Origin of the sequence: Aliivibrio sp. S10_S31 (genome assembly GCF_014694495.1) — a bacterium.
GTDB lineage: Bacteria > Pseudomonadota > Gammaproteobacteria > Enterobacterales > Vibrionaceae > Aliivibrio > Aliivibrio fischeri.
In genome coordinates this window covers 1-19,922 of sequence record NZ_JAAUWR010000007.1, presented here as the reverse complement: position 1 = coordinate 19,922, position 19,922 = coordinate 1, and the positions used below count along the sequence as shown (strand labels likewise).

Here is a 19,922-nt window from a genome sequence, read left to right as displayed (position 1 = left end):
GAGAATAGATCATGACTAAAGCAGTAATTGTAGATTTTGTACGTACCCCAATGGGTAAATCAAAAAATGGTGTTTTCCGTAACATTCGTGCGGATAAATTAAGTGCTCATTTGATCAAAGCTCTTATGGAGAGAAACCCAGAGGTTGATTCATTAGATGTAGAAGATGTTGTGTGGGGCTGTGTACAGCAGACTTTAGAGCAAGGCGCTAATTTAGCTAAAATAGTTGCACTTCAAGCCGGGTTGCCTGTTGAAGTAACAGGAACAACGGTGAACCGTTTATGTGGTTCGTCAATGGATGCTCTACATATCGCAGCTCGTCAAATTAAGGCTGGTGAAGGTGATGTCTTTATTGTTGGGGGTGTTGAACATATGGGACATGTTCCTATGACACATGGTGTTGATTTATCGGGACCATCCGATTTTGTCATGGCGCAAGCATCGGCAGCTATGGGACTAACGGCAGAAGCATTAGCAAAATTGAATCATATTTCACGTCAAGAACAAGATGAACTTGGTGTGCGTTCACATAAGTTGAGTCTTGAAGCTCAAAATAAAGGTTACTTTAAAGATCAAATTGTTCCTACACCTGGTCATGATGAAATGGGAGCACCTATTATAGTAGATAAAGACGAAGTGATTCGTGAAGATGCAACCATTGAATCATTTAGTAAATTGCGTCCATGTTTTGACCCTTCACCTGCTGGTACGGTTACACCAGCAACGTCATCAGCACTATCGGATGGCGCTTCTGCATTGTTGGTAATGAGTGAAGAAAAAGCAAAATCATTAGGTTTAACTATTCGAGCAGAAATTGTTTCAATGGCGACTGCTGGTGTACCCGCTGCAATTATGGGGATTGGCCCAGTACCTGCTTCAGATAAAGCGTTAAAACGTGCAGGATTAACGTTAAATGACATTGATAAATTTGAACTAAATGAAGCCTTTGGCGCTCAAGCAATCAGCTGCATTCGAAAAATGGAATTAACGAACCGAATGGATGATATTAATATGCATGGAGGGGCAATTGCACTAGGGCACCCACTTGGTTGTTCAGGTTCTCGTATTGTAGGTAGTGTTATTAATGTACTAGAAACTCATGGAGGAGAATACGGTTTAGCAACAATGTGTATAGGGTTTGGTCAGGGAATAGCTACAGTGGTTAAGAAATATAAAAATTAGCATGATATAAATCAAGAGCCACCTTACTTTCTGGACTAGTTAATAGTAAAAGAAGGTCAGGTGGCTTTTTTGTTTTTAATAATCTTTAAAGAGCTAAAACCAAGCTTTGATAAGGTGCTAGTATCAACTCAGAGCCTAATTGTGTTGTTGGCTCAAGATTGCTGATCAAGCACTCTACAGAGCGGTTAGCAATATGCTCAGGCAATGCTAATGTTTGTGGCTCTGCACTAAAGTTGTTTAATACAATGAAGTGTTGTTCATTATCTTTACGCTCATAAGCAAACACGGCAGAGTGCGTTTCAAACAGAGGAATAAAATCACCATAGACAATCACTGGGTTCTGCTTTCTCAGAGCGATCAGTTTTTGATAGTGATAGAAAATCGAGTTTTTATCTTCTAGCGCTGCGGCAACGTTGATCTCAGGGTAATTCGGGTTCAGTTTGATCCAAGGCGTACCTTGAGTAAATCCTGCATTATCAGAGTTATCCCAGTGCATTGGTGTACGAGCATTATCACGGCTATTGGCGTGGATCCCTTTCATCATACTTTCATGACTTACGCCTGATTCGGTTTTTACTCGATAGAAGTTCAACGTTTCAATGTCTTTGTACTCTTCTAACGTATCGAATGCGACGTTCGTCATGCCGATCTCTTCACCTTGGAAAATATAAGGCGTGCCTTTCATCATATGTAGAGTGGTTGCCAGCATTTTTGCCGACTCAACACGATATTGGCCATCACAACCGTATTTAGAGACAACTCGAGGTAAATCGTGGTTATTCCAAAATAGCGAGTTCCAACCTTTATTGTTTAGTTCTACTTGCCATTTGGTCATCACTTGCTTAAATAAGGTGAGATCAAGCGGCTTAGGCTTCCATTTATCGCCATCTTCCCAAAGTAGGGTAATGTGCTCGAACTGGAACACCATCGATAGCTCATGACGAGCAGGGTCACTATAAAGTTGAGCACTTTCAGGTGTTGCTCCCCATGTTTCGCCCACCGTAAGCAGATCTTTATCACCGAATGTCGCTTGGTTCATTTTTTGAAGAAGCGGGTGAAGACGCTCGCCATCACCTGTGATTTTCTTGTCGACTTCTTTGCCGATTAAATCGATAACATCTAGACGGAAGCCACCAATACCTTGGTCAATCCACCAGTTCATCATATCAAATACTTTTTGGTGAACTTCTGGGTTCTCCCAGTTTAAATCTGGTTGGCGTTTAGAGAATAAATGGAAATAGTATTGTTGATTCTCTTCATCCCATTGCCATGCAGAACCACCAAAAATGGATCCGATGTCACTTGGTGCTTCGCCGTTTTCACCTGCATCACGCCAGATATAAAAATCACGGTATTGACTATTTTTATCGCTTTTAGCTTCAACAAACCAAGCGTGTTCGTCCGATGTGTGGTTAACCACTAAATCCATGACCACTTTAATGCCGCGATCTTCTGCTTGCTGCATTAAACGCTTCATGTCTTCCATGGTGCCAAATTCAGCCGCAATCGCTTGATAATCAGAAATGTCATAACCGTTATCATCCATTGGCGATTGGTAAACCGGAGAAAGCCAAATTACATCAATACCAAGACCTTGCAAGTAATCCAGTTTACTAATAATGCCTTGTAGATCACCAATACCATCATTATTTGAGTCACAGAAGCTACGAGGGTAAATTTGATAAACAACACTGTTATGCCACCAACGCTTTTCCATATTTGTATTCCACTAACTAAAAGAAATTAAACGCAATATAGCGAAAAAAAACGGTGATGAATAATTGATAATTTGAACTCTGATATAGAAAAAATTTATATCATGGGTATTGTGAAGTCAGAATAATTACTGAGTGTTTATTATGGATAAATCATCACGCTATTTTTATGAAGTGGCTCGGCAAGGCAGCATTAAAGGTGCTTCTGAAAAACTGTTTATTAGCCAACCAACATTAACGACAGCAATTAAGAAACTAGAAGAAAGTTTGGATGTGATTTTGTTTCATCGAAAATCCAAAGGAGTTGAACTGACTAGTTCTGGCTGGCTTTATTATCGTTATGTACAAGATTTGTTTGAAAAACACAGTCAAATGATGCATCAACTGACCGACATGAAAGCCAGAAGTCAGGGTAAGATAAAGTTAGGAATTGGTGAGGCGTGGTGGGAGTGCTTTGCTTCTGAAGTGATTAAACAATTTGTAGAGCAGCATCCAAATAATTCAATGTATATCGAGTTTGGTAATGGTCTCTCTATGCTAAATCAATTACTCAATGGTGATATTGATCTTTTTATCGGTCATGAAATCGAAAATATCGATCCAAGACATCGTGTATTGTTTATGCCTTTATTTATCGAACAAGAAGCGTGGTTTGTAAGGGAAGGGCATCCATTGTTATCAAATGATCTAGCATCAAATGAGTTGGATAATTACCCTTTAATAAAAGTCACCCCAGATCACATCAGACACACGAAGATTTTGAATGATGAAGGTATGGAAGCGTTCAATCTTAAACAGCAAAAAACAGGGGTTGTGTATGAACTTAACTCCTTAAAAGCCAGTATTGATATGCTAAAAACCAGTGATGCGATCATGCCTTATACCGATCAAGTTAAAGATAAAATGGCGGAGTTGGGAATTGTGACGCTTTCACAAGGATCAGAAAAATCAGGCAGTGTTGGGATTTATACCAAAACAGAACAAGTGTCAGAAACTATTCAGTACTTAGTCTCATTATTAAAAGGTAAATAAAGTAAAGATCGCCATGGGCTAAGACGATGTTTCAACGAAATATGTTACAGTGTGTAAATCTAAATATTAATAAGAGTCACTATTATGTCGAGTCTAGCTCAGTGGAGAAATCCCAAAACGTTTTTGATTTTAATATCTATTGTTGTTCCTATTGCTTTCTCTACGTGGAATGCACTGTTGAATAACTTTGTAATAGAAAAAGCGGCTTTTACTGGTGCAGATATTGGGCTATTGCAAAGTGTGCGTGAGATCCCAGGTTTTCTAGCCTTTACTGCTGTTTTCGTCCTTCTTTTTATTCGTGAGCAGAAGTTCATGATCCTCTCTTTGGTGATGTTAGCGGTAGGTGTTGCGATTACTGGGTTCTTCCCAAGTGTATATGGCTTATTATGCACAACATTATTGATGTCGGTAGGTTTCCACTATTTTGAAACCTTAAAACAGTCTCTATCACTGCAATGGTTAACCAAAGAAGAAGCTCCAGAGATGCTCGGTAAGCTTATCTCTATCGGTGCACTTGCTTCTTTATGTACTTATGGCGTGTTATGGGTATTGCTTGAATTAGTGCAATTAGAATTTAAATGGATTTACTTCATTGCAGGCTCAATTGCATTAATAGTGACGATCTTTATGTGGTTATCGTTTCCAAACTTTGAAACCGAAACACAACAAACTAAGAAACTGGTACTACGTAAACGTTATTGGTTGTATTACGCATTAACCTTTATGAGTGGTGCTCGTCGTCAGATCTTTATGGTGTTTGCTGGCTTCTTAATGGTTGAGAAGTTCGGGTATTCGGCTTCTGAAATCACGTTATTGTTCTTAGCCAACTACGTATTTAACTGGTTATTTGCTAAGAAGATAGGACGTTGGATTGGTGTCGTTGGTGAGCGCAAAGCTCTTATGTTCGAATACATCGGTTTAATTTTTGTTTTTGTTGGTTATGCATTGGTACAAACTTCAGAAATGGCGGCAGCACTGTACATTATCGACCATCTGTTTTTTGCTTTAGCATTAGCGATTAAAACCTATTTCCAAAAAATTGCCGATCCGGCTGATATGGCATCAACGGCGGGTGTGGCCTTTACTATCAACCATATTGCAGCAGTGGTTATCCCTGTGAGCTTTGGTGTGATATGGCTTGTGTCACCAGCAGCGGTGTTTTACGTAGGCGCAACAATGGCCTTTATTTCATTCTTATTGTCGTTAAATATCCCAGAAGCGCCACAAGAAGGAAACGAAACTCGCATTTTTAAGTGGAACTGATTAAAGTAGTTGTACTTGAGAAGGAAGAGGGAATGTAGGCATGAATATGATAACTCATGATCCTGATAATAAGTGTTATCGCATAGCGCTTGAGGGAGAGACTGTTGCTAAAGTGTATTACGAAAAGAAAGGCAATATTCTCGATGTAATAAGTACTCGGATCCCTGATGAGCTACAAGGAAAAGGCTATGGCAAAGTAATGATGGAGTCATTCTTACATGAGATGAGAGCATCTAATTTATTGATCGTGCCTGTCTGCTCTTATGTGGTTCATTACATGAATAAAAACCCACAGTGGCAAGACCTATTAGCGAAATAATTGAAACCTAGGTAGAACGTCTATCTAGGTTTTTTTGTATTGGATCAGATAGAAACAAGTTGATAAAAGGAAGTCATGATGACGTTAAACGCATTTATTGAAAAACTAAGCACACAGCCTGAATTGATTGAATTTACCGAAACCATGGCCGTGATTGAGTCTCACTATGACTTTACGCCAACAGAATTTGCGAATGGTAATACGGTTAATTTGGCTGATCAAAATAATGGCTCATGCAAAATTTTTGCTTTCGCATTATTGAATCAACTCAGTGTAGAGCAAGCATTAGCGTGTTTTGGGCAATATTATCGTCATGACGTATTAGAGAATCCACAAGGGGATGACCATCAAAATATTCGCAATTTTATGGTAACCGGTTGGGCGGGTGTTCAGTTTAAAACTCAAGCACTTCAAGCGAAATAAACAACAGAAAACCAATAAAGAGATTGAATCATGATAAAACTTGCTGTTATTGGAACCAATTGGATCACTGAACGATTTTTAGCGGCTGCACTAGAGAGTGGCAAATATCAAATATCTGCAGTGTATTCGCGCTCAATTGAACAAGCTAAAGCATTTGCTGATAAATTTAGCGTAAGTTTAACCTTTGATTGTTTAGATAAATTAGCGGCGTGTGATGAAGTGGATGCGGTGTACATCGCAAGCCCAAATTCATTTCATGCTCCACAATCTATTAAGATGATGAAGCAGGGTAAACACGTCATTTGTGAAAAACCAGTCGCCTCAAATTACCAAGAGGCACAACTCGCTTATCAAACCGCACAAGAGAATAACGTGGTGCTGTTTGAAGCCTTTATGTCGCCATATATACCTAACTTTCAGCAAATTAAGTCGCACTTGCCAAGTTTAGGAGCGATTCGAAAAGCGCACATCACCTATTGTCAGTACTCTTCTCGTTACCCTAAATACCTTAATGGTGAAAACCCAAATACTTTTAATCCTGAGTTTTCAAATGGCTCGATTATGGATATCGGTTTTTATTGTGTTGGTTCTATGGTTGAGTTATTTGGTGAGCCAACATCCATTCAAGCACAGGCACATCTGCTAGATTCTGGTGTTGATGGTAACGGCAGTATCATTTGTGGCTATGATGGCTTTGATGTGGTTGTTATGCACTCTAAGACCAGTAATTCTTATGTACCCAGTGAGATCCAAGGTGAAGAGGGGGCGATCTTAGCTGAGATGATATCTATTGGCCAAAAAGTAACGAAAGTGAATCGTGGTGGAGAAACAGAAGACTTGACCCTTGAACAAAACGCCAACCCAATGTTTTATGAAGCGTTTAAATTTGCCGAGCAAGTTGAATTGAATCAAATGGATATGCAAGCGGTTGAGCGTTCATTGCTTATATCAAAAGTAACCACTGAAATCCGCAAACAAACTGGTGTGGTTTTCCCTGCTGATAGTTAATTTTTACTTTATTGTAGTAACAAAGCCGAATGTATTATGCATTCGGCTTTTTTCTTATGTATGGTATTAGCTAAAACTATTTTGCTGAATGAATCGCTTTTTCCGTAATATCTCCAGCTAAGTTTGGCGTTGAAATATTAAAGTTAACAAATTTTCCTGATTGCTGGATTTCTTTAACGTTGTATTGCACTTGATTAAATGCATCGCCCCACTGATAGCGGACTACTGTTTCACCAGAATCAAGGTGGCGATTTACAGAGTACTCCGTCGCATAACCCGCCATTTTTCCATTGATCATTTTATTTGGTGCATCGTGAGGTATTTTAAAACTTGTTGAATCTAACTTTAAAATACCGTTAATTACGCTTGTTGGTTCATTTAAGTGACCAGAAAAGTAAGTTGCATGAATAAAACGGTCTTCTGGATTGGTATTGCCGCCAGTCCCAAGGTTCGTTTGACTCCATTGTTGTTCTTGTTCACCCCAACCACGTTTTGAACGCTCTACATTAGCAAGATGCTGCGCGTAACCTGGTTGATTTGTCATTACAGTGTATTGTTTACCATGCCATACTTGAGGTTTTCCATTTCTCCATTCAACAATGGCGCTATCACCAGTGGTATCTTGAAATGAGATGTGAAGAGCAATACGAATCGGCACACCTTCAACAAATTCTATAGAAGGTGCTTCTTCATTGATAGCGGCAACCACTTCATTAACGGATTTATACTGAGATAACATATTACGTAAGTAAGTTAATGAACCATTTTTACTAGATGATTTAACCGCTAAGTCCATTTCGCCGTCGTACAAAACATTACCGCTTAAGCCTTTTGAGTTAACGCCATCAGTAATAAAACCATAGGTAGTTAAGCCTGTTACATCGTATTTAGATGTCACTTTATTTGATTTTTCACTGTGAGTTAAATAAGAGCTGCCTGCAGGGAAATTCATTAAATGTGGATGTGTTTGTTCTGACCAATCCATTGTTCTAGTGACAAACGTACCGTGATCTTGTGTCTTCCAGAGTATACGAGTACATGCTTGTGCGGCTGGAGCAATGGTCGATAAAGTAAGTGCACCAATTAAAGCAGTCGAAATAAAAGAACGTTTCATCATTGTTTCTCCTTAATGGAAGAGGATGTGTTTCATCAATATGGTTATTATTGCGTGCTTTATCGCACATGTAATCTCTGGTATGTTGGGATTAACCCAACAAAAGGTGAAGAATTATGGCGACATTTACGTTTGATCAATTAGAAGCATTTGCAACGGTGGTAGAGCAAGGGTCTTTTAGTGCTGCAGCAAGAAAGCTTAAAAAAGACAGATCAACGGTTCATCAATTGGTTGCATTTCTTGAGATAGATTGGGGTGTTGAGCTATTTAATCGAGAAGGAAAAACGCCAAAGCTATCCCCAGATGCTACCCGTTTATATAAGTACGCTACCTTACTGCTTGAACAACGTTTAGAAGTTCAAAATATTGCAAATAATATAGGTAGCGATATAGAAGATAGTTTGACCATCAGTTATGACGAAACAATGCCGGTATCAGTATTGTTTAAAACAGAACAAGAGCTATCAAGTGCATTTCCATATACGAGAGTGAATTACTTATCGCAACAAAAGGATCTCGCTATCCAATCAATTCAAGAAGGGAGAGTAGATCTAACGTTGCAGTTAATATCTTATCGCAGTAAGCCTCATAAAGGTCTGGCAGGGATTAACATTGGTTCAATACATTTTGGTGTATATGTAAGTGCTGATTCTGAATTACTTGATCATGAGCCATGTTCACTTCAATTAATGCAAACAAAGAAACAGCTAATATTGCAAAGTTTACTCTCCGCTGAACTTGATAACGTGGCGATATTCAGCGCTAATTATCAGGTCTTAACACGCATTGATTTTCTTGTATCGTGTTTGGAAAAGTCACCGTTTACTTGGAGTATTTTACCTACACACCTTGCGGAACCGTATGTAAAGTCCAAACAAATAAAGCGATGTGATGTTGCATTTTTTGATGGTGATATCTCATGGGGATGCGGGCTAATCAGTAGCCAAAATTCAGATAAAGGCCCTGTTTTTCTAAAAGCCGCTGAATGTCTAAAGAAAGCAATGAAAGAATCCCATCATTATTAGTTAGCTATTATCTTGCAGCGAATACTTTTCTCGATTTTTTAAGCAAGTTGTGAGTCTATGCTTCATTGCTTGAGAGTAATATTGAGTCGTGAAATAGTAGCTATCACCAAGAGTATCCGTTAAATGAATCGACTCTTCTTGTCTAAACTGATCCAATAACAGTTCTTCTGCTGTTTCATTTTGTGGTTTGTATACGGCATACCCATAATAATTCACACCAAATTTATTGAGCTTAATTTTTTTGTCATTAATCACAGCCGTTAAAGAGGATTTAGGTGCTTCATTAAACCCGACTGAAATCTCGATCTTCTTACAATCATAAGTTACTACGGATTGAATAAAAGCATCATCAGAATTTTGAGCGTAGATTAGAGAATTGAAATGAATATTGTCATTTGTCCAAATGGTTTCCTTTGCATAACTATTAAATGCTAAACATAAGATAATCATTAACGTAATTAATCTAGGCATATCCTTGCTCTCTTAATTAAGCAGCTTATGAATGATTGAAGAATATCTGTAGCTAATAGAAAAGAGGTGAAAGCCTAAAATTGCTGCAAATCAAGCACTTTTATAAAATAAAGTATCGGCGACCCTTCATTTATATGTTCTGTGAATGGTTTTTTGCTTGGAATGCTTTTTGGTGAATACCTTGTGGTTTCTAAAATGAGACTCTCGATACATGTGTGAATTTAAACTCATAAAAAGTGAATAAAAAACTATACATTTGCTGTTGTGAAATATATAGTCAATTTAATTGAATAAGTATTTGCTCTTTTGCAGTATAAAAAGGAACGTTACTATGGAACAGACAGACATTACTTCCCTTATCCCCATTGCTATAACGCTGATTATCTCGTTAACGACGCGTAATGTGGTGGTTGGTCTTTTTGCGGGTGTTTTGAGTGGAGTAGCAATGCTAAACGGTTTGTTTACCACGCTTGACCCGTTTGAAACATTTGGTGTTATGGTTAAAAGTTATATCTCTCCTCAACTAACAGATAGCTATAATGCCGGAGTGATTGTATTGCTGGTTTTCATTGGTGGATTTGTTGCGCTAATGGAGAAGTCGGGTGGTGGCCTTGCGTTTGCAGAAAAAGTAACGCTTTGGGTAAAAAGTAAATTTCAGGCACAAACCTCGGCATGGCTAGGGGGGATCATCATTTTCTTCTCTGATTTAGGTACGCCATTAATTGTTGGTCCAGTTTTTCGTCCTCTTTTCGATAAATTAAAAATCTCTCGTCAAAAACTGGCCTTCATTATTGATTCAACCTCATCTCCTGTGGCCATTTTAATTCCATTCATTGGTTGGGGTGTGTATATCATGGGGTTAATACAGAAAGAATTTACGGCATTAAATGTCACTGATATTACGGATTGGGATGCATTTTTAGGCGCTATTCCATATCAATTCTACGCAATTTTAGCGATAGCGATTGTTCCACTTGTCGCATTGAAGAAATTGGATTTTGGTCCAATGGCAAAAGCTGAAGCGATAGCAAGTAAGGGGGAACTTCATGCATCATCTGATATTTCAAAAGAAATATTCACGCATAAAAATGCAAAAGCCTCGTTTGTATGGGCACCATTATTGGGGATGGGTGCTGTTCTGGTATTTATGCTTGCGCCTCTAGGTTTCCCATTTGAAAAAGTTTCTGGTTCAGTGTTTCGTTCTGCTTTGTCTACCGCTTACTTTTTTGCTGCATTTACACTAATTATTTTAATGGCAATGAACAAAGTAAGAAGTCTATCGGATGGTATTTCTGTGTACATGAAAGGGATGGGTAACATGATGCAAGTTGCAATCATCCTTATTCTTGCATGGACTCTGAGTTCAGTTGGTAAAGAGTTAGGTGCGGCAGCTTATATTGCAGAGCAAGCTCAAAACGGCTTTCCATATTGGTTAGTGCCAGCGGTATCTTTTTTACTGGCAGCGATCATTTCATTTGCTACGGGATCGTCATGGGGAACATTTGCAATTATGATGCACTTGGTTATCCCGACAGCTATCGCAATTGATGCGCCACTGTTCGTTTGTATTGGTGCTGTTCTTTCTGGAGGTTTGTTTGGCGATCACTGTTCACCAATCTCTGAAACAACGATCTTGTCTTCAACAGGAGCAGGATGTGATCAGTTCGAACACTTTAAGACACAGCTTCCTTATGCATTATTAAATGGTGGAATCGCACTTGTCAGTTTTCTAATTGCAGGTATTTTTGATAACCCACTTATTTTCATATTAGCGTTAATAGCGCAGGTTACATTGGTAGTAACACTCGCTAAATTAACTCCAGAGAATATGTTTAATAAAAGCAAATTGGTGGCTGGTAATCAGTTAGGCTAGACGTTTACTTAAAGATTACAGCAATGAAACGGTCCTTAATTGGGCCGTTTTTTGTTTCTCGTCCGTACAGGAGAATTAAGTACAAAGCTAAGAATGTAACTAAGAGGTTGGATATTTACAAAAACAAGAGATGTCGACCTAGGAAGATAAGTGTGAAGGGCAATAGGGTTTGACTGAGTTCTCTGTTCATATTTATATAGCAGGCAATTTATTTTTAGATACTTTCAATACACTGAATGTGGAGATGCAGATGCTCTGCCAATTTAAACTTATCCCCGGTCGCCTACTTACCCAAAAAGACTTACCGTATATACTCACTCCCAATGAATTACTGAATCATCTTAATCGTTTTACCGATCTGTCTTCATTAAAAGCGTCGTTACCTATTAATTTACAGCGTCATTCTGCAATTAGTGATTCACAAGGGGTATTTCAAACCGTCAGTCGTATTCGTCAATTGGTCGAACAGGGAGAGTGGGCAGCATTATCGTTAATGAACCAACATAGAAGTATCGATACTCTGCATTTAGCTCAAGGAAGTGGTCTAAAAAAACGTATTGACAAGGTGGTTAACCCCTCGGTTACTCGTTCTCGTTTAAAAGTAAAACCGACCTTACTTCGTTCAAGTTCAAACGCCTCATCCATTACTCCTATTTCTGAAAAAAAGAATGATAATAAAATCGTCATCGAGTTTGCAGGACAATGGCCTAATAACGCCGCATCCATCTCGATTTCAAAATTAAAAAACATCAATGAAAAGACAGTAAAACCGAAAAAAGACTGCAAAAACGGACACCGGAGTCTCGTCGAATTTACGTATTTAGATGATAGAAATCGATCACTGTATTTGACGTTACCAAGTATGAACTCAGCCAAAGAGATAAACCTGTTACTGAGCGAATCATTACCTCCTGTAACCAAAGAAACAGAAATGGCTGAGTGGGATAATGTGTTAGTGCCTGTGGTGCCTTTTAAAGCAAAAAATAGTGATTTTCTTCCTCAAGAAGCTTCTCTTTACCCATCCGGTTATATTTATGTTGTGTGGAATAATAACGTTTGGCGAGAATTAAAAATTACTAAAGATTACCAGTTTATGGATATCGATTTAACGAGTGAAAACAAAACCAATTCTGGTGAAAAAGTCGCTAATCGATATGTAGATATTGCCTTAACACATCCAGAGTATGGCTGTTATTTTTCAGATGAACCTTTTGATGTAAAACAAAATGGAAAAACGGTTTTTAGTGGTGTGCTTGATGTTTATGGGCAGGCAAGAGTTTTTGATTTAACGGAAGATAAAGTCATTATTGAGTTGCCTCAAACTCCAACTCATTATTCAATCGAGTTAGAAACGACAGAGAGTTTATTTGGCTCAAAACAGAGTGAAATACGCCCCGTTTCTGGGCACGCATTACCACATATTTGGGTGCCTTACAAAATCGCAGGTCAACCTCAAACCCTTTATGCATATCATAGTTTGCCTCAGCTGACTGATGATCAATTATCTGAGTTAGCCAACAATCCAGAGACCATGGCACAGCGTATAGAAGGGCTTGATAACTATACTGAATTACAACAATTTAGTGATGATGGAGCGTCTGTTATTGCACTTCAATCGTCAGTTTCAAGTCAAGCTTTACCAGCGTCAATTGCAAAGCAAAGCGAGCAAGGTATTGCCGCTTTACTTATATCATCACCACAAGATGAGATTGTTTTTGCTTATTGTCAACATCCTACTGTCGATGAGCCTGATGACTACTTTGAGTTATTTAATACAGAACATAAATGGTCGCAAAAGGTGTACTTAGGGCAAGTATCTGCACTTAGTGACGGTTATCAATCTATTCGATTTACGGGGTGGTCAAGTGAGGTTAAAACCGTCACGTTAAAACGAGTAAACAAAGGGAATGAGTATTACCCTGAGCAACCGCCAATCATCATTTATCAAGACATTGCAATCAGTGAATTAGTGTAGGGACACCATGAATTTAAAATACCTATGGACAGCATTAGCAGCGCTTATTTTCCTAAACGGATGCAACCAAGATGAATCCTCAACACCAAGTGCGGTAGTTGAACCGACAAAAACTGACGTCGAATTGCTTAACGAGCAAGAGTGGGATGATAACCGTGTTTATGTCACTAAAGATAACTACATCTTAATGAAAGAAGCCAATGGCACGATTCCGGGAATAATGAAGCCCTGTTTTGTGGTGAACAGCGCTAAAGAGTGGCCAAGAGAAGATTTATCAAATGCGGACTCTTACGACTTACCGAGAGTGGATTTTAGGTGGAATAACGGGAAACACGATGCGTATTCCGTAATGACTGAAAAACAGATTTATGAAGCGAGAGATAAGATTTGGAGCATAAAAACAGATGGTACGGATTTACGGTTAGTTACTGACTTTTTAGACGTTGTTCCGATGAATAAGCAGAATGAAGCCGTTCCAATACGAATGATGCGTCGTTCACCAAATAATCGTTATTTAGCTTGGAGTGACAGCGTTAATAAAGTCATTTTTGATTTAAAAACCCAAGAGTCGATAGTTTTAGGCTCTGATCTTGGTCATTCCCAATTTCTTTGGGCAGAAGACAGTAGCTATTTGTATTTTGAAGACAGAGCAAAATATTGGAAATACGATATTGTCTCAGGAAAAACTACCCAAATGGACGATGATTTTCATTTTTCAGAAGTGGGGGTGATATACGGCGGAAAGCGGTATGTTGTTGCAGGGTTAGGGGTTAGTGTTTATGACGAAGCTACAGGTAGAGAGCTATATGGGGTGAGTGTTTTACCTATAGAGTTAGCAGAACGTGATTATTTTAATATTAATCACGAACGTAAAATGAAATATGTTTTAAAGAATCGCTCAATCAGTCCTGATGGAAAGTATGCGTGGGGTGAGTCGGCACAATATCGTTATTTTATTAATTTAGAAACCAAAGAGGTTAAAAGTGAGAAAATTGTTCGTTCAGAAGTAGGTGACTATCAATACTTTGAGCAGTTAGGGCTGAATGCTAATTACGTAAGAGATGGTGCTGGTGGTGTAATATTTCTAAAATTAAATGAAGATAAAACCGTCCCTAAGGATAAATGGATGAATTGGCCACAGGTATGCTCAGGCCATTCCGCAACATTGTCATGGTTATACAACGGTTTTGCGAATAATGGTGCATTTATCAAGGAGGATAAATAATGGCTCAGGAAAAGAATACATTAGCTGATGGCTATTACTTATTCTCAACGTCTTTTAACTATGAAAAACAAAGAGGTAATAAACCAATCTTTGAAAAATGGCATCTTGTGCATAATATTAAGGATCTTGGTGTTAATCGAGAAAAAAAAGGTGTTGATAACATTCGCCCTGTTCCTTTTACTCCCTTAATTGCCAATATAAAAGAATTAAGCGAACAAGTAGAAGATAAAGAAACCAATGGCATTTGGGGAACAGATAAACATGGGCTGATCCATGCACTTGATACTGGCGTACAAGCGATTTCTGAAAGTGGTGACTTTGAATACCTTCAGCATAAAAGTGTGGTCAACCATTTAGATGATGGCGAGTATCCATTGTGTTTTCCGCCGTTAGCCATTTTAAGTCGTTTGGCGATTAGTAAAACCTCGCCAATAGAGATAGCAAAAGAGTTATATCGTTATTCTTCTACGGTAAAAAAAGACGGTGAAGTGACATTTTCTTTAACTGAGATAGGGATAGAGCAACTAGCCAAGCCATTTGAGCCATCATCAAATGAGGCGTTATCTCAGGAACAGAAAGAGTATAACCAATGGCATGAAGAGATATCTAAAAAAGGAGAGTCTTTAAAAGGGTTCTTATTGCCATCACAAGCGATCTGTAGTGTCGTTTTTTCAAGTGATGTGTATACAAATGCACGAGTGACTATTTCTAGATTTATTCGAGAAGATAATCAAAGTATTTGGGAACCTATTGCAGAAGATATCCCTGTTTTAGCTCCTAAAAAGGGTGTTGTTACACTACCAAGTGCACTAATCAATGTTAATCCTGAATCTTTCCAAGAAGGGTATTACAGTATTAAAGTAACTTTTGACCCTCGTAACTTTGAAAACCAAATAATTCCAGAATATATCCAAAATAGTAATATCGACAAAATTAAATTTGGTTTCTTAGATGGCTACCAATACGAACTCCGAGAATACATACGTTTTGATAATCACACTCCATTAGGAAAAATGGCCATTGTGTGTGGGGATATGATCTCCCTTGAAGAATCTTTAATCTGCCAATTTCCACAATATCTTTCGCATCTTACTGCGCATTTAAAAGGAAAAACAACCAATACAAAAGCCCTTGAAAGCCCTGCTTTAACTAGCCTTGCGGTATTAACCGGAGCTAACAAAGTAAGCATGATGCTTGGTATGGATTTATTGGCGGATGGCTTAACGCCACAGCTAGATAATGGCCCAACAGCAATGGTAAATAATATTGCCAAGCTGTATTGGGAAGAGATAAAAAATAAGAATTTACCAACAGCAATGCAAGCCACAGGAGAAATTTTATTTGGCTTGCAATCCATGGGAGAAGGGCTTGGTAAATTAAAGGAGCTAACCGCATTACAAGCAGGTAGTGCTACTTATCGTGCTGAATTTGGTGCATCGGCATTATTTAAAGCCACCATTTTTGATAAAGAGAAGTACGGTAAATTCACCGAATATCTCGCTAAGGCAAACCAAGAATTTAAAGATGGAAAATACAAAGCCGCAGTTGGGCGATTATCAAAAACATGGCTGCAAGGTGCGGATTTGGCTGGGCGAGGGTTAGTTGCCGTTGATACATTAAATAATATTGCATCGCTTTTTAATCACGGAGAAGAAATTGTTGAGCAAAAGAAAAAAGCAGAAAAAGCGCGTGGCAATATGGCTGAGGTTGCGAGTGAATATTTGAAACATATTCCAGTCTGGACGGAAACGCAATTAGAGATAAATAAAGAAAATAAACAGGCTTTTGAGCAATTAACGATTCAAAATAAGACCTTGTTTAATGACGACTACGGCTCTGGAATTGAAGTGGTTTTTGAGTTTGATAAGAAAACCGCAGATACATCGATGGTTCGTCAAGGCATTGCAGAAATTGTCTCTTTCTTAGAGAAGCAACCTGATGTTCATATCGTTATTGAAGGCCACACCTGTCAGGTCGGCACCAATCAATATAATATGAATTTATCGCAGCAACGGGCACAAAATGTTGCTGATCTATTCCCTAAAAAACTTCAAGAAAAAATAACGGTGATTGCCTTTGGTGAAACTCAGCCATTAGTAGAGGCCACAGGACGAGAAGTTTCATCAGATAATCTTAAATTAAAAGTAAACCGCAGAGTAAAGATAAAAGCTTACTTAAAGGTTCTTGATATTGTGTATGCACCAAGTAGAAGTGGAATGGGGGTGCTAGAACGTTCTCGTCTAATTACGCTAAATGCAATGCAAAAAGAGGATGATGCAATATTAGCTGCCCAACTTGCGTTGTTAGAATCACTCGTAGGTGTTGCTTGTTTTATTCCTGTTATAGGGCCAGCAGCAAGAGGCATGTTATTAATAAAGGAAGGTTCTAATATTGTTCAATCTGGTTTGGCTTTCTTAGATGAAATGCTTTTTGATTACGCTTATGAAACCATTGTCAAAGCAGAAGATGCGAAAGACGATCTTGCTGATTTAGCCAAAATACAAATGGAATTATTAAGTCAGTTAAGACAGTGGGACAGTAAGTTAGAAACAAAACTCACGAGTTATGAGAGCTTAACTGCGTATTTAACTAAAGATGAAACTAAAAATGAAATACTAAAGCGTTATCAATTACGAGCACTGGCTTTTAACGGATTGATGATGGTTTTGCTGTACGCTCATAGTGAAAACCAGAAGATGCAATCAGGTGAAAATTTAAATTTAACGTTAGATAAATACGATATTAAGGGCTATATCGAAAAGTATCTGCAAAATGATTCATGGTCAGTCAATACGATTAAAAGTAATGATTTAGGGACCGATTGGATCAATCAGTGCAAACAGAAACAGAAGCAAGATATCCCCCTACATTATCAAACCTTACCTACACCGGTTCCTGCATTCAATTATCTGCAATATCAAGCGCCACAAGATAGAGGAACAGTGAGCGGAAAGTTTAGTCGTGCATTTCCTGTTCAGGGATTATTGTATGAACTACCAAGTGAAAACAAAGAAAGAAACAATTTATTTGAAGAATTTGCACAAAACTTTTCTCCATTACCGCCAGCCATTGATTTAGATGAGATAGCTCTTCAACGAGTATTAGTCTCAGATCAAGAAGGTAAAGATTGGGTTGAGTATTCAAAATGGAAGAAAGAAAATCAAAGAGTTAAGATTAATCGCTTATCGCCATTCCACCGTTTAAAAATACAAATTGTTTTAAGTGGCGAAGATAAACCTGTATTCCCTTATGAAATAGGCTATCAACGAGTTGATGGTGTAAATATAGATGGACCGAAATTCAGTGTGTTATTTAAACCAATGACATTATCTGATTTTACCTATCAAGATGAGAAATTAAAGGCTGTATTTGGTCAAGAAAAAGCGTTGACTGCGATTGAATTTGAGCCTTTCTATTATTTTGGGAGCCAACGTATTTATGGTTTAAAACCGATAGTAAGTAAACAGCGAGTAGGTTCATTATATACATTGCATTGGCTTGGGCTTCATAAAATAATAAAAATGAAAGAGAGTGCTTTTGAAGAATATGTATCTAGTGGTGGTTTTAGACATATGCGCTACGAATTGCAACTGCAAAAGCCGAATAGTAAGCATCATCAAGCCATATTGTTTGATGAGAATAATCATGATGAAATTCATATTGGTGTGCACAGCGAAAATAGTCACAAAGTCATACTGGAAGACAGCAGTAGTGGTTCGACACAAACCCTTAACTTTATTTCTGAAGGACGTTTATTAGAGGTTGAAGAGTTTACTTATTCACAAACTGTTGGTGAAAGCGTTTCTATAAATGTCATCGATAAAGTACTTTATCAAGCGGTAGGAGTTGATTACAAAAACAAATGCTACTTAGCTAAACCCAAGAATGAAAAGCAGACAATAAGTGGTTTTTCATGGGATAAAGCGGATGAATTAGAGACATTGCATATATTGGTTTGCGGTGAGAGCCATAAAGATGAATATGAAACCTTAAAGGTGGATTGGAAAAGCGTAGATGCCATGGTGCAATTACAAACAGCAGGTTATGTGTCAGAGGAAGAAAAAACATCGTACCATTATCACCAAGCGAGCAACCATACTGAAAATTCGTCCTCTTATACTGAAAGTTATTTGAATAAAAACGCAAATGTCAAAAAAGTGGGTGGGCCAATTTATCAATCAGCACTCAATTATGTTGGGGAGATTTGTCATAATGGTGCTTGGGATCTTTCAATAGATAAAGAAAGTAAAGAGGTATTAACCGATAAACTCAGTACCTTTTTAACTCTTTCTATTCATGAATTAAATAATAGCTCTTCTTCATTGGATAAGAAGAAAGCATACGCAGTGCATGTGATCAGCTTTAACCTTAAGTATATGACGCCAACAGGGATTAATGCGTCGGGGTTACGTCCATTTGGTGACATTATACAAAGTAAGGAGCATTTGTTTAATTTAAACGTGACTGAACTTAAGCAGCTTAATACAGAATCTGGCGTGTCTTTAGGTAGTAAAACGTTAAAGTTAGCCATGCCGACATTGAATCATAGTCAGTTAAATGATCAAACCATGCCGTGGATGGAGCCCGGAGCTAAGGGTAAACAGGGAGTCAGTGGAGATATTGCTAGTGAGTGGGATGGGTTAGATGAAAAACAACGCATACTGCGAATAAAAAAATGGATAGAGAAACAACCGACCGCCATTGAATTAAAGTCTAAGCAATTTTTGTAATGTAAAAAAGTAAGCATCGTTCAGATAAACTAGCAACAAATAGGCTGACGGTGCTTACTATTTATACTTGCCGTATGGTGTGAAGAGATTAAAATTTGCATATTATGCTTAAATATCATGCAATCAATTAGTTAAGTGTAAAAAAGTACTTTACCTCAGCGCTCAGTATGGCATTATCTATCTCGTTACAACGATGTGCGTACATCGTATAATGGCTATTACCTCAGCCTTCCAAGCTGATGATGCGGGTTCGATTCCCGCTGTACGCTCCAATCTCTTGCTTCTCCTCTTCAGAGATTGTCCTAGTTTCAAACTCCCAATTATTATTTGAAACTAAACGCTTTATTGCGTGTTTTTTCGTATCTGTCATTTTTATAAAACCACTTCTGATTTGTCCACCTCACTTTACTTTGTTTATTACAAAAAAAGAACCCCACTTCGAAAAGCTAATGCCGCTCGCTTAACAGCTAGTGGCTCTTTTTTTATAAGGGTAGCGCGGTGCTTTATAAAGCACTTGTCGCGGAAATGGTTTTCGCTTTCTTTTCTTTGGCAGGATTAGACGCTTTCC

General features: G+C 38.2%; 14 protein-coding genes and 1 tRNA gene. 12 read left to right on the top strand and 3 right to left on the bottom strand.

Translation table 11 applies throughout. The features are described 5' to 3' along the window. The first annotated feature begins 11 nt into the window (after positions 1 to 11). Complete coding sequence (gene fadA, locus HC728_RS07750; RefSeq protein WP_017018750.1) at positions 12 to 1,181, top strand: acetyl-CoA C-acyltransferase FadA; 1,170 nt, start codon at positions 12 to 14, stop codon at positions 1,179 to 1,181. 85 nt (positions 1,182 to 1,266) lie between these two features. Here fadA and HC728_RS07745 read toward each other — a convergent pair whose 3' ends face one another. Next, the gene (locus tag HC728_RS07745; protein ID WP_065622598.1) at positions 1,267 to 2,898 is read right to left on the bottom strand and encodes an alpha-glucosidase; all 1,632 of its coding nucleotides are present in this window, start codon (positions 2,896 to 2,898) and stop codon (positions 1,267 to 1,269) included. A 142-nt stretch (positions 2,899 to 3,040) separates the two neighbouring features. Between HC728_RS07745 and HC728_RS07740 the strand changes: the two genes are divergently transcribed. The 5 genes from HC728_RS07740 to HC728_RS07720 all read left to right on the top strand — a co-directional run bounded on the left by HC728_RS07740 (position 3,041) and on the right by HC728_RS07720 (position 6,941). Further along, entirely contained in the window at positions 3,041 to 3,928 is an 888-nt protein-coding gene (locus HC728_RS07740) for a LysR family transcriptional regulator (protein WP_017018748.1), read from the top strand. An 84-nt stretch (positions 3,929 to 4,012) separates the two neighbouring features. Further along, positions 4,013 to 5,191 (top strand): MFS transporter, encoded by a 1,179-nt coding sequence (locus tag HC728_RS07735; RefSeq protein WP_017018747.1) that lies wholly within the window; start codon positions 4,013 to 4,015, stop codon positions 5,189 to 5,191. 40 nt (positions 5,192 to 5,231) lie between these two features. Beyond that, complete coding sequence (locus tag HC728_RS07730) at positions 5,232 to 5,510, top strand: GNAT family N-acetyltransferase (protein WP_065596876.1); 279 nt, start codon at positions 5,232 to 5,234, stop codon at positions 5,508 to 5,510. Between the two features lie 75 nt (positions 5,511 to 5,585). Further along, positions 5,586 to 5,933 (top strand): HopJ type III effector protein, encoded by a 348-nt coding sequence (locus HC728_RS07725; RefSeq protein WP_065596875.1) that lies wholly within the window; start codon positions 5,586 to 5,588, stop codon positions 5,931 to 5,933. A 30-nt stretch (positions 5,934 to 5,963) separates the two neighbouring features. Then, the gene (locus tag HC728_RS07720) at positions 5,964 to 6,941 is read left to right on the top strand and encodes a Gfo/Idh/MocA family protein (protein ID WP_190395268.1); all 978 of its coding nucleotides are present in this window, start codon (positions 5,964 to 5,966) and stop codon (positions 6,939 to 6,941) included. 76 nt (positions 6,942 to 7,017) lie between these two features. On the opposite strand, the gene HC728_RS07715 is transcribed toward HC728_RS07720, so the two are convergent. Further along, entirely contained in the window at positions 7,018 to 8,058 is a 1,041-nt protein-coding gene (locus HC728_RS07715; RefSeq protein ID WP_072054232.1) for a linear amide C-N hydrolase, read from the bottom strand. A 113-nt stretch (positions 8,059 to 8,171) separates the two neighbouring features. Here HC728_RS07715 and HC728_RS07710 point away from each other — a divergent pair, with 113 nt between their 5' ends. Further along, a complete protein-coding gene (locus HC728_RS07710) occupies positions 8,172 to 9,080 on the top strand; it encodes a LysR family transcriptional regulator (protein WP_017018742.1) in 909 nt (302 codons plus the stop codon). Here HC728_RS07710 and HC728_RS07705 read toward each other — a convergent pair whose 3' ends face one another. Next, complete coding sequence (locus HC728_RS07705) at positions 9,081 to 9,551, bottom strand: hypothetical protein (RefSeq protein ID WP_190395267.1); 471 nt, start codon at positions 9,549 to 9,551, stop codon at positions 9,081 to 9,083. A gap of 331 nt (positions 9,552 to 9,882) precedes the next feature. On the opposite strand from HC728_RS07705, the gene HC728_RS07700 reads away from it, so the two are divergent. The 5 genes from HC728_RS07700 (at position 9,883) to HC728_RS07680 (ending at position 19,626) form a co-directional block, all read left to right on the top strand. Next, entirely contained in the window at positions 9,883 to 11,424 is a 1,542-nt protein-coding gene (locus HC728_RS07700; RefSeq protein WP_190395266.1) for a Na+/H+ antiporter NhaC family protein, read from the top strand. Between the two features lie 169 nt (positions 11,425 to 11,593). Then, complete coding sequence (locus HC728_RS07695; protein WP_238933796.1) at positions 11,594 to 13,399, top strand: hypothetical protein; 1,806 nt, start codon at positions 11,594 to 11,596, stop codon at positions 13,397 to 13,399. 7 nt (positions 13,400 to 13,406) lie between these two features. Next, a complete protein-coding gene (locus HC728_RS07690; protein WP_190395265.1) occupies positions 13,407 to 14,624 on the top strand; it encodes a hypothetical protein in 1,218 nt (405 codons plus the stop codon). After that, positions 14,624 to 19,354: an OmpA family protein gene (locus HC728_RS07685; RefSeq protein WP_017018737.1), complete on the top strand. Its 4,731-nt coding sequence runs from the start codon at positions 14,624 to 14,626 to the stop codon at positions 19,352 to 19,354. The genes HC728_RS07690 and HC728_RS07685 overlap by 1 nt, the downstream gene beginning before the upstream one ends. Before the next feature lie 197 nt (positions 19,355 to 19,551). After that, positions 19,552 to 19,626 (top strand) — tRNA-Gly (locus HC728_RS07680). Positions 19,627 to 19,922 lie beyond the last annotated feature (296 nt).

What these genes read in the sequence shown, in the direction of transcription:
- fadA (WP_017018750.1), top strand. Translation starts at nt 12, where the DNA reads ATGACTAAAGCAGTAATTGTAGATTTTGTACGTACCCCAATGGGTAAA.
- HC728_RS07745 (WP_065622598.1), bottom strand. Translation starts at nt 2,898, where the DNA reads ATGGAAAAGCGTTGGTGGCATAACAGTGTTGTTTATCAAATTTACCCT.
- HC728_RS07740 (WP_017018748.1), top strand. Translation starts at nt 3,041, where the DNA reads ATGGATAAATCATCACGCTATTTTTATGAAGTGGCTCGGCAAGGCAGC.
- HC728_RS07735 (WP_017018747.1), top strand. Translation starts at nt 4,013, where the DNA reads ATGTCGAGTCTAGCTCAGTGGAGAAATCCCAAAACGTTTTTGATTTTA.
- HC728_RS07730 (WP_065596876.1), top strand. Translation starts at nt 5,232, where the DNA reads ATGAATATGATAACTCATGATCCTGATAATAAGTGTTATCGCATAGCG.
- HC728_RS07725 (WP_065596875.1), top strand. Translation starts at nt 5,586, where the DNA reads ATGATGACGTTAAACGCATTTATTGAAAAACTAAGCACACAGCCTGAA.
- HC728_RS07720 (WP_190395268.1), top strand. Translation starts at nt 5,964, where the DNA reads ATGATAAAACTTGCTGTTATTGGAACCAATTGGATCACTGAACGATTT.
- HC728_RS07715 (WP_072054232.1), bottom strand. Translation starts at nt 8,058, where the DNA reads ATGATGAAACGTTCTTTTATTTCGACTGCTTTAATTGGTGCACTTACT.
- HC728_RS07710 (WP_017018742.1), top strand. Translation starts at nt 8,172, where the DNA reads ATGGCGACATTTACGTTTGATCAATTAGAAGCATTTGCAACGGTGGTA.
- HC728_RS07705 (WP_190395267.1), bottom strand. Translation starts at nt 9,551, where the DNA reads ATGCCTAGATTAATTACGTTAATGATTATCTTATGTTTAGCATTTAAT.
- HC728_RS07700 (WP_190395266.1), top strand. Translation starts at nt 9,883, where the DNA reads ATGGAACAGACAGACATTACTTCCCTTATCCCCATTGCTATAACGCTG.
- HC728_RS07690 (WP_190395265.1), top strand. Translation starts at nt 13,407, where the DNA reads ATGAATTTAAAATACCTATGGACAGCATTAGCAGCGCTTATTTTCCTA.
- HC728_RS07685 (WP_017018737.1), top strand. Translation starts at nt 14,624, where the DNA reads ATGGCTCAGGAAAAGAATACATTAGCTGATGGCTATTACTTATTCTCA.